Source organism: Bullifex sp. (assembly GCF_034103065.1).
In the GTDB taxonomy this organism is placed as follows: Bacteria; Spirochaetota; Spirochaetia; order Sphaerochaetales; family Sphaerochaetaceae; genus Bullifex.
In genome coordinates this window covers 1-10,389 of the sequence record NZ_JAXEGN010000265.1, presented here as the reverse complement: position 1 = coordinate 10,389, position 10,389 = coordinate 1, and the positions used below count along the sequence as shown (strand labels likewise).

Here is a 10,389-nt window from a genome sequence, read left to right as displayed (position 1 = left end):
GAACGGACGCATGGATGCATGACGTAGCTTAGTCTCCTTAAGTGTTTCCCTTATAGTATTATTCTTTGCTGAACGTTCGTCGTCTGTCATGAATGAATTATATCAACTGTTCAGCTTAACTGTCTATGCTGCAACTATCTGCATTATAAATAAAACTGCAATTCATCATCCGCCCTAAAGGGACGGAAGCTTTCTTGCTACTTTATGTAAACTTAGTTTTATTTAAAAGCGTTGAACTAAAATTGCAATTTAAAAATGCACAACTTTCAAAGTAACAAGAGATAAATGATGAAGATGAAAAATCACAATCAGAAAAGGTTAAGTCTTTAAAACTACACTCAATAAAAGAATAAAATGAAAAAGCTTCTCCTTGATACCTGCCTATAGAGAAGCTTTCTTTAAAATAATCGGTTTCAGATGAAATCATCTGCAGTGACGGCCCTTTAATACCTCAACAACCTCACTAAGTGAAGTATCCTTTTGTGCAAGTAATACTAAGAAGTGATACATTAAATCTGCTGCTTCACCTAAGAAGAGCTCTTTATTGTTATCTTTACTTTCAATAATTAGTTCTACTGCTTCTTCTCCAACTTTCTGAGCAATTTTATTTAAGCCACGGGAGAATAAATGGTTAGTATAGGATCCCTCTTGAGGATTATTACGTCTATCATTGATAACATCTTCAAGGTAGTACAAAAATTCACTTGATGTCATTTCACTAGGTTCGTTTTCTTCATTAAAACAAGTATCTGCCCCAGTGTGGCAAACAGGTCCAGTAGGAATAGCCTTTACGAGTAATGTATCACCATCACAATCGACTAAAATCTCTCTAACTTGAAGGAAGTTTCCGGAGGTTTCACCTTTAGTCCAAATCCTCTTTCTTGATCTTGACCAGAAGGTAACAAGGCCCCTATCAAGAGTAAGCTGATAAGCTTCAGCATTCATATATCCAAGCATTAATACACGGTGTGTTACAGCATCCTGTACAATAGCAGGAACTAGTCCATCGCCTTTTTCAAAATCAATAACCATATTTGCCTACCTATGTGCTAATGCTATAACCTAACAGCAATTCCTTGTTTTTGTAAAGACCTTTTTAACTCAAAGATGTCTATTTCATGGTAGTGAAATACAGAAGCCGCTAATGCAGCATCTGCAGAGCCCTTAGAAAATACCTCTTCGAAGTGTCCAATAGTACCAGCACCTCCTGATGCAATGACAGGAATAGTTAATGAAGTACTAACACTTCTTGTGATATCACAGGAAAAGCCCGCTTTAGTTCCATCTGCATTCATACTTGTTAATAGTATTTCACCGGCTCCCCTATTTTGACACTCAATACACCAAGCTAAGGCATCAATATTAGTAGGTGTTCTTCCGCCATCGATGTATACCTCATAACCAGAACTAAATTTAGGATTTTTCCTTACATCAACTGCTGTGACAACACATTGAGAACCAAATCGATTTGCAAACTCGGTAATTACATCAGGCTTTCTTACTGCCATAGAGTTTATTGAAATTTTATCCGCTCCAGATGAAAGGAGCTTATATGCATCATCAGCACTCTTTATTCCACCGCCGACAGTAAATGGGATATTAATATTTTCAGCAATCTTTTCTACAAGAGATGATAGAGTTTCTCTATTTTCAACTGTAGCAGTGATATCTAGAAACACTAGCTCGTCAGCTCCTGACTGGCTATAGCGAACCGCATTCTCAACTGGGTCTCCTGCATCTGCAAGGCTCAAAAAGTTTATCCCCTTAACAGTCCTACCATTTTTTATATCAAGGCAAGGAATTATTCGTTTTGCAAGCATTCTGCCTCCTTAAGCTCTTCTAATGTTAAATTGCCTTCGTAATATGCCTTTCCAACAATTGCACCATATAGATTCTGCTTTTTTAAACGTAATAAATCTTCAAAGGAAGATATTCCACCTGAAGCAATAACATCAATACCTTTTATCTTTTTTGAAATATCCTCATAAAGCTCAAAAGCAGGGCCTGAGAGCATTCCATCTTTTGAAATATCTGTGCTAATACAAGTTTTAAAGCCCTTTTCAACCCATGAGCTAATAAAGTCAATTACATCACATTCACTTTTCTCAAGCCAGCCAAAGGTCATTATCAACCTATCCTTACAATCGGCACCTAAGATAAGCTTTGTGCTATATTTATCAAGCCATGAAAGTACTAGAGTCGGATTATTAACTGCAATCGAACCACAAGTTACAAAGGATGCTCCTGCATTGAATGCAGTTTCAAGTGCATCAGTACTCTTTACACCACCACCAAAATCAACGGTTAAAGATGTATTTGAACAAATTCTTTCAAGTGTTTTTAAATTTTTTATTTCTCCACTTTTAGCACCATCTAAATCAACTAGGTGTAATCGTGATAACCCTGCAGCTTCAAAACGCTTTGCAACCTCAAGAGGATCTTTAAAATAGCTTTTTTTAGCTTCGTAATCCCCCTTAGTCAGTCGGACACACTCACCATTAATAATATCTACAGCTGGTATAATTCTCACAATTTCACCTCAACAAAATTCTTTAACAGTTTTTCTCCGATTTCTCCGCTCTTTTCAGGATGAAATTGAAAACCATAGAAATTATCCTTTTTTATACCTGCAGAAAATTCAATACCAGCATAATTACATCTTGCTATAGTATTACTTGAAGCTTGTACATAATAAGAGTGAACAAAATAGAAGTATTCTCTTTCCTTTAAACCGTTGAAAATTGGGTCTGAATTTAATAATACTTCATTCCAACCTACATGTGGTATTTTGTCTCCATACGATTTATCAAATAGCTTTACTTTGTTATCTGTTATCTTAAGTAAATCTACATTACCTTCTTCAGAAAAAGAGTTCATAAGCTGCATACCAAGACAAATTCCTAAAAAAGGTCTTTCATACTCTTTTAGTGTATCAACTAAATCTCTTTTCTTAAGTTCCTCCATAGCAGCTGCAGCAGCTCCTACTCCAGGAAAAATAACTCTATCTGCACTTTTAATTACCTTAACATCATTGGTTAATGTTGCACTTGCACCAAGACGATTAAGAGCATTCATTACAGACTTAATATTACCAGAGTTGTAATCAATAACAGCAATCATTATAGTACTCCTTTTGTGGAAGGAAGCGCATTTGAGGAAGGATCTCTCTTAACAGCGACCTTTATGCTCCTTGCAAATGCTTTAAAAAGAGCTTCTGCCATGTGGTGTGAATTACCTTCACTTACATTTAGGTATAAATTACACTCCGCGGCATTTGAAAATGATTTAAAGAAGTGTTTAATCATCTCTGTTGGGAATGTACCAATATACTCTCTTTTAAAATCTACATCATAGATGAATTCCGCTCTAGCTGAAAAATCTATTGCAACACGTGCAACCACATCATCCATAATTAACATATCAGAGCCATAGCGATTAATTCCTCTTTTATCTCCAAGTGCCTTTTTAATAAGAGAGCCTAAAGTAATAGCTAAATCTTCAACACTATGATGCTCATCGACCTCCAAATCACCTGAAAAGGTTCCATTTAAATCGATGTGCGAATGCTTAATGATTTGCTCAATCATATGGTCAAAAAAACCTATATTAGTCTTTAATTCCCCTTTGCCACTACCATCTAAATCAATAGATAAATTAAATGATGTTTCTTTAGTTGTTCTTTGGATAGAAGCTTTTCTATGAGCTTTAACCTTATTATCTGTTAAAAAGGTAGAAATATCCTGCCATGAGGAACTAGCTAGAATAATTGTATCTTCATATCCTTCTGGGATACTTTTTTCGTTTGAAAACCAAATTCCTTTACACCCTAAATTTTTAGCAAACTCCATATCTGTTAGTCTATCACCAACCATTACTGATTTTGATAAATCCCATTCTGATGTTTGGTATTCACCCATCATACCAATCCCAGGTTTTCGTCCAGGACAGTTATCTTCTTTTAAGGAGTAATCAACAAGGATATCATCAAAGCTGACGCCTTCTCCTTGGAAGGTTTCAACAATCCTATTTTGAACACTTGTAAAACGATCCAGTGGAAGAGCCGGAGTATTTACTCCATCTTGATTAGATACCATGACTAATGAGTAATCTGTGTTGTCACAAATACTTTTTAAACCATTAAAAACCCCACTCATAAAGTAGAGTTTTTCAAAACTATTTTTATTATCTTTATTTACTAATACTCCATCACGATCTAAAAAGAGTGCTCTTTTTTTCATTTCAAAGTTCACTTAAGGCCTCCTTTAGATATTCAAGCATCAATTGGTTTTCTTCTTTTGAACCAATAGTAATCCTAAGACATGAAGAACAAAGTATTTCCTTTGAGCGATTACGAACAATTACACCTTTATTTGAAAGCTTTTGATAAATTAAATCAGCTTCCTTCACCCTAACAAGTAAGAAATTAGCATCACTATCAAAAACCTTTTCAACCCCAGAAATACTTGATAACTCACACTTTACTCTTTCGCGCTCAATAACCATTTGCTTTGCTTCAGAGCGAACTTTATCAGCATTCTCAAGCGCCTTAACTGCACAAAGCTGAGACGGTAGTGGAATATTATATGGATACTTTACTTTGTACATCACATTATTAATTTCCTCTGATGTAATAGCAATTCCAATTCTTCCACCAGCAAGACCCCAAGCTTTGCTAAGTGTTCTTAGTACAACTATTCTCTCATTCTTTTCTATTAGTGAAACAGCACTTTGATTTTCTGAAAAGTCTAAATAAGCTTCATCAACTACTGTGATTCCTTTATTGTAATTAGCAAGCTCGTTAATCACAAAAAGAGGAACAGACTTTCCAGTTGGATTATTCGGAGAACAAATAAACATAAGCTTAGGGCTGTATTTATCAAGATAGTTTTTAATTTTTTCCACATTTAAGGTAAAGTCAGAATTTTGAATAATGCTATAAACTTTAACATCATTTATTGCTGCAAGTACCTTATACTCACCATAAGTTGGGGGCATTAATAAAACACTATCTTTTTTACACTCACAAAACATTCTAAAAAGGATGTCAATTAACTCATCAGAACCATTACCAATAGTGATATTCTTTGTATCAATTCCAAAGGCCTTTGAAAAAGCCTTCTTTACTGCCATTGAACGTGGATCAGGATAACGATTGATGTTATCAAAAGAAATCAAATTCTGATAGTTTTCATTTGCATCAAGAAATACTGATGCACTACCAGAGAAATCATCTCTAGCAGATGAATATGGCTCTAAAGCTCTTATATTTTCTCTTAATAGATTTTCAATACTCATTTCATCCTCACTCTAGCTGCTTCAGCGTGAGCTGTTAATTCCTCTGCTTCAGCCATCTTAATAATTGTAGGAGCTAAGCTTTTAATACCTTCTTTTGTAAGTTCTTGAACGGTAATTTTCTTAATAAAACTATCTAAACTTACCCCTGATGAAGAGGTTGCACGTCCTGAGGTTGGTAAAGTATGGTTAGTACCACTTGCATAGTCTCCTGCTGATTCAGGGGAGTATTGTCCAATAAATACAGAGCCCGCACTCTCAACACCTTCTAAGATTTCATATGGATCTTGAGTATTAATAATCAAGTGTTCAGGAGCATAGCTATTGATAATTTCAATTACATCTTCATTATTAAAGAAGCTGAATGCTGCAGAGTGGGAAAGAGAAGGAAGCATGAATTCTTTTCGTCCTAACTTCTTTAACTCCTCATCTAAGCATTTTTCAACATTACTGTAGATTTCATCTGCCATTTGGCTATCTTTAGCCTTAATAACAAGCATTACTTGTGAATCCTTTCCATGCTCTGCTTGGCTTAATAGATCAGTTGCTACAAAAAGTGGGTCTGCAAATTCATCACAAACAACCATTACTTCACTTGGACCTGCAACCATATCGATAGCACATACATTTGATGCAATGTTTTTAGCAAATGCTACATATCTATTTCCAGGCCCAAAGATTTTATCAACCTTCTCTACACTCTCAGTACCATAGCATAAAGCTGCAATTGCTTGAGAACCTCCACATTTCAATACTCGGTCTACTCCACATCTTTTTGCAGTATAGAGAACAACAGGATTTACCTTTCCTCCTCTTGCTGGTGTTGCTAAGGTAATTTTCTTACATCCTGCAACCTTAGCAGGGATAGAAAGCATTAAAACAGTTGAGAATAAAGGTGCAGTACCTCCTGGGATATAAAGACCTACACGAGAAATCGGAACTACCTTTCTAAAGCATCTTACACCCTTTTCAGTCTCTACAGCCTCCCCATTTGTCTTTTGTTTTTCATGGAAAGTGTAAATATTCTTGTATGCTCTATCAATTGCAGCCTTTAACTCATCATCAACACTTTTTTCAGCTTCGATAAACTCCTCTTCACTAACGAAAAGAGATGTTAAATCAGAACCATCAAAGCGTCTTTCATATTCAAATAGAGCTTTATCTCCATTTTTCTTTACATCTTCCATAATGTTCATTACAGCAGACTTTACTTGTTCATCATCACTTTGAATTCTTTCAAGTAATGGAAGGTACTCTATTTTCTTTGGATTTTTAAAATACTTAATTAAGGCCATAGTTTTACTCCGTCATCTTCTCAATATTCATTACAAGGATACCTTCAGCACCAAGATCACGTAGACTTTCAAAAACTTCCCAGAAGCGATCCTCACTAACTACAGACTGTACCGATACCCACTCTGAATCGAGAAGAGGAGTAACAGTTGGGCTCTTCATACCACCGATTATCTTTGCAGCCTCTGTAAGATTTTTCTTAGGCAGGTTAAAAAGAATATATTTCTTGTGCTTTGCAAGTGATACAGTATCCATTCTAACTAGAAGACGATTAAGAATATCAAAGCGTTCCTTTTCCTCTTCTTCAAATTCCTTTCTGCTAATCATAACTGCAGAAGTGTAGTAAATTGGTTCAACTTCTTTAAGGCCATTCATCTTAAGAGTTGTACCAGTTGATACTAAATCAGAAATACAATCTGCAATTCCGATTTGAGGGGTAATTTCTACTGATCCAGATACATTTACAAAAGTTGCATTAACGCCTGCTTCCTTTAATACCTTTTCAGTTATTCTTGGATATGAAGTAGCAATTCTCTTTCCTTCTAATGACTTTAAATCTTTATAATCAAAGTCATTTGGAACTGCAATTGATAAGCGACATGCAGCAAATCCAAGATCTCTAACGATCTTTAATTCATAGCCCTTTTCATCATACTCATTTTTACCAACAATACCGATATCGGCAACACCATCGTTTACATATGTAGGAATATCATCATCACGTACAAATAAAAATTCTAGAGGGAAATTAGAACTAAAGGTTCTAAGTACTCGAGAATCCTCACTAAAATCGATTCCACAAGCCTTAATCATCTCAAGACTCTTTTCTGATAGTCTTCCACTTTTCTGAACTGCAATCCTTAAATTCTTCATTTTTCTCCTCTCCTAAACGTATAAAAAAAGTCCCCGACATGTGCGGAGACCCAAAATATATGTAGCATCCAGCCATATCGAACTATGGATTAACAAAGCGATGATGGTGATGGATAATTTTTACTACTTTCATGAAATTAGAATAGTTTTTCTCTCTATTTTGGTCAATATTTTTATTACTCTTTTTCACTCCACTCTGCTTCTGCTATTTTTTCATTTTCAGAAAACTTTCTCATAACACTCCAAAGTTTAATTGACCATAATATTACAAAGATACCACTTGTAATAATTACAGCACCCAATATTAGCAATACAGTTGAATTAATAAAGTTTGGAAAAATGAACATTAAAATTGCAAAAACAATGTATAACCAGCCAGATGAACCGTAATAAAATATCTGGTCAAAACCACTTTTTTTAATAACATAGGTTTCAGCAACTTCAGATATTCCTGTTAAAAGTAGGTTTGCAGCTATTAACCAAACTACCCATGATGCAACAGATGCTCCTGGAGAAATTGCAGCAAAGTATACTACTAAAATACTGATAAATAAATTTATTAAGGTTTTAACAAGGTTAAATCTAACAATACCTGAAATATTTTTAAATTTATAAGATGTAACTAATGCGGTTAAAGCTTCAATGATATTGTAAATGCCAAATGCAATAACACCAATTTTTACTACTGCAGCTGGAGCTAAGATAAATAGGATTCCTAGAGCAATTAATAATAATCCACTACCTATGTAAGAAATGTATTTCTTCATTTATTTCCTCCTTGAAAACAACTTCTCTTTCATGTAGCTTATGCACATGAAGAAGTATAAGTATCTATTACTAGACGCAGATGGAACATTTTATGACTTTCCATCATGCGAAAATATAGCTATAAAAAGGCTATTTAGCAACTATAATATTCCATTAACTGATGATAACTTAAGGATATATCATAGTGCAAATTCGGCTTTATGGCAAAGTTTTGAAGAGGGTAAAGTTTCTACCGATGAAATTAGAGTAGAACGCTTTCGCCCACTAATGCAAAAGTATAATCTAGAAGGACAAACCAAAGCTGCTGGGCTTTTGTATTGCCAGTATTTAAGTGAAAATGGAATTTTATTCGATAAAGCCCGTTGGTGCCTTGATAATCTAAAAAAAGATTACTCTCTCATTATGATTACCAATGGGCTTAAAGAAGTACAGTATGGAAGGTTTGAAACCTCTAATACAACACACTACTTTGACCATATTGTAATCAGTGAAGAAATTGGAGTTCAAAAGCCTAAAAGAGAGTTTTTTACTCATACTCTAAATATAATAAATGCTCTTCCCGAAGAATGTTTAATTATTGGTGATAGCCTTACAAGTGATATTCAAGGTGGAATCAATAGTGGTATTGATACTCTCTATCTCCACTTAAACTCTGAAAAGAAAGCAGGTTCATATACCTACGATGCAAGTAGCTACGAAGAGCTATTAGCAATATTGAATGATTAACACAAAAAGAGACATAACACAAAATGCTATGTCTCTCATTTTTATTTATCTACACTGATTAACTCGATATCAAATATTAATAGCTGGTTTGGCTCAATATTACTTGTTCCATTTATTCCATAACCTAAATCAGGGTGTACCCAAGCTCTAATCTTTTCACCTTCATGCATTTGGGCTACTGCACTCCTAAAGCCCTCGATAATATTTGTTGAAAGATCAAAAACAGCGGCTTGTCCTCTTTCATAAGAGGAATCTTTAACTTCTCCTGCAAGTGTTACTAAACGATAATCGACAGTTACCGTTGATTTATTGGTAGCCTTTGCACCATTTTCACTCGGGGAGCGAAGAATTTCATATTGAAGCTTTTCAGAAACAGAAATTACACCAGACCTCTTTTTATTGGTTGCTAAAAAGCTTTCTGCAGCAGAAAGATTTCTCTCTCTAATTTCTTTCATCTCCGCTTCATAAAGTTCATATTTCTTTTCTTGGTACTCACTCATAATTGCTTGGCTTTCCTGCATAGTAAAGGTAAAGTCGTTATCAACATAGGCTCTAACACCCTCTAAAAAGTAATCTTTTTCTAATTCAGGCATTGTGAGCATAATTGAATTTAACAGTTGATAGCCATATACATATGCAAACTTTTCATCAAGCGAACTAGGAGCTTCAATAATTGAATTAGTTTTTTCCTCTTGTGGAGTAATTGTAGCTTTTTGCTCGACAACTTCAGTCTTTTGAGTACAAGAAATAATTAGTACAACTAAAATTAAAGCTAAAATATAATTTTTCATAACACCTTCTCTACTTAGATTTTATTACCTCTGCTATCAACAATACAGATAGTAGGCATATTTTTAACTTCTAATTTTAATAAAGCTTCTGGACCAAGATCAGGGTAACAAAGTACCTCTGATGATAAAATGCAGGAAGAGTATAGTGCTCCACATCCACCAAAGGCTTGTAGATATAAACCCTTATATTCTTTTATTGCACTTAATACTTCAGCACTTCTTGGGCCTTTACCAACCATTACTCTTAAACCATGCTTTAATAAAAGAGGAGAAAACGGATCCATTCTTGCACTTGTTGTAGGGCCAGCAGAGCCAAGTGCAAAACCTTCAACCTTAGGAGAAGGCCCCATATAGTAAATGCCGTTACCATTTAATTCAAAGGGAAGGCTTTCACCATTATCTATTGCAGATTTAAGTCTTTTATGTACCTGATCTCTTCCAACATATAAGGTACCACTTATCATTACTTGGTCCCCTGCATTTACTTTTTCTAATTCTTCTTCGTTAAATGGAAGATTAAGAGTTACCATCATAACCTCCTAATACAATAACTGTTGCTCTACGTTCTGCGTGGCAATTTACTGTAACTGCAACAGGAAGACCTGCAATGTGAGTTGCAAAACTTTCAATTGCAACAGACAAACAA

13 protein-coding genes are annotated in these 10,389 nt (G+C 34.9%); 1 reads left to right on the top strand and 12 read right to left on the bottom strand.

Going from position 1 to position 10,389, the window contains the following annotated elements; translation table 11 throughout:
• Positions 1 to 423: 423 nt before the first annotated feature.
• From hisIE to SOY52_RS10040, 9 genes are all read right to left on the bottom strand, one after another.
• On the bottom strand, positions 424 to 1,032 hold the full coding sequence (gene hisIE / locus SOY52_RS10080) for a bifunctional phosphoribosyl-AMP cyclohydrolase/phosphoribosyl-ATP diphosphatase HisIE (protein ID WP_320848826.1): 609 nt from the start codon (positions 1,030 to 1,032) through the stop codon (positions 424 to 426).
• 23 nt (positions 1,033 to 1,055) lie between these two features.
• Positions 1,056 to 1,820 carry an imidazole glycerol phosphate synthase subunit HisF gene (gene hisF / locus SOY52_RS10075; RefSeq protein ID WP_320848825.1) on the bottom strand — a complete coding sequence of 255 codons (765 nt, stop codon included), beginning with the start codon at positions 1,818 to 1,820 and terminating at the stop codon, positions 1,056 to 1,058.
• Positions 1,802 to 2,530, bottom strand: a complete 729-nt coding sequence (gene hisA / locus SOY52_RS10070) for a 1-(5-phosphoribosyl)-5-[(5-phosphoribosylamino)methylideneamino]imidazole-4-carboxamide isomerase (protein ID WP_320848824.1) — start codon at positions 2,528 to 2,530, stop codon at positions 1,802 to 1,804. The genes hisF and hisA overlap by 19 nt, the downstream gene beginning before the upstream one ends.
• Positions 2,527 to 3,120, bottom strand: coding sequence for an imidazole glycerol phosphate synthase subunit HisH (gene hisH / locus SOY52_RS10065; RefSeq protein ID WP_320848823.1), 594 nt, complete (start codon positions 3,118 to 3,120; stop codon positions 2,527 to 2,529). The genes hisA and hisH overlap by 4 nt, the downstream gene beginning before the upstream one ends.
• Entirely contained in the window at positions 3,120 to 4,250 is a 1,131-nt protein-coding gene (gene hisB / locus SOY52_RS10060; protein WP_320848822.1) for an imidazoleglycerol-phosphate dehydratase HisB, read from the bottom strand. Before hisB ends, hisH begins: the two co-directional genes overlap by 1 nt.
• Positions 4,240 to 5,295, bottom strand: coding sequence for a histidinol-phosphate transaminase (gene hisC / locus SOY52_RS10055; protein WP_320848821.1), 1,056 nt, complete (start codon positions 5,293 to 5,295; stop codon positions 4,240 to 4,242). Before hisC ends, hisB begins: the two co-directional genes overlap by 11 nt.
• Complete coding sequence (gene hisD / locus SOY52_RS10050) at positions 5,292 to 6,587, bottom strand: histidinol dehydrogenase (RefSeq protein WP_320848820.1); 1,296 nt, start codon at positions 6,585 to 6,587, stop codon at positions 5,292 to 5,294. Before hisD ends, hisC begins: the two co-directional genes overlap by 4 nt.
• A 4-nt stretch (positions 6,588 to 6,591) precedes the next feature.
• Entirely contained in the window at positions 6,592 to 7,458 is an 867-nt protein-coding gene (gene hisG, locus SOY52_RS10045; protein ID WP_320848819.1) for an ATP phosphoribosyltransferase, read from the bottom strand.
• A gap of 176 nt (positions 7,459 to 7,634) precedes the next feature.
• The gene (locus SOY52_RS10040; protein WP_320848818.1) at positions 7,635 to 8,225 is read right to left on the bottom strand and encodes a DUF308 domain-containing protein; all 591 of its coding nucleotides are present in this window, start codon (positions 8,223 to 8,225) and stop codon (positions 7,635 to 7,637) included.
• Positions 8,226 to 8,271: 46 nt separating this feature from the next.
• Here SOY52_RS10040 and SOY52_RS10035 point away from each other — a divergent pair, with 46 nt between their 5' ends.
• Positions 8,272 to 8,952 (top strand): YjjG family noncanonical pyrimidine nucleotidase, encoded by a 681-nt coding sequence (locus SOY52_RS10035; protein ID WP_320848817.1) that lies wholly within the window; start codon positions 8,272 to 8,274, stop codon positions 8,950 to 8,952.
• 41 nt (positions 8,953 to 8,993) lie between these two features.
• Here the strand turns inward: SOY52_RS10035 and SOY52_RS10030 are convergent, their stop codons facing one another.
• From SOY52_RS10030 to SOY52_RS10020, 3 genes are read right to left on the bottom strand one after another with little or no spacing between them, the layout of a single operon-like run.
• On the bottom strand, positions 8,994 to 9,743 hold the full coding sequence (locus SOY52_RS10030) for an FKBP-type peptidyl-prolyl cis-trans isomerase (RefSeq protein WP_320848816.1): 750 nt from the start codon (positions 9,741 to 9,743) through the stop codon (positions 8,994 to 8,996).
• Positions 9,744 to 9,757: 14 nt separating this feature from the next.
• Positions 9,758 to 10,273: a FumA C-terminus/TtdB family hydratase beta subunit gene (locus SOY52_RS10025; RefSeq protein ID WP_320848815.1), complete on the bottom strand. Its 516-nt coding sequence runs from the start codon at positions 10,271 to 10,273 to the stop codon at positions 9,758 to 9,760.
• Positions 10,260 to 10,385, bottom strand: coding sequence for a fumarate hydratase (locus SOY52_RS10020; protein WP_320848827.1), 126 nt, complete (start codon positions 10,383 to 10,385; stop codon positions 10,260 to 10,262). Before SOY52_RS10020 ends, SOY52_RS10025 begins: the two co-directional genes overlap by 14 nt.
• Between the last annotated feature and the right edge of the window lie 4 nt (positions 10,386 to 10,389).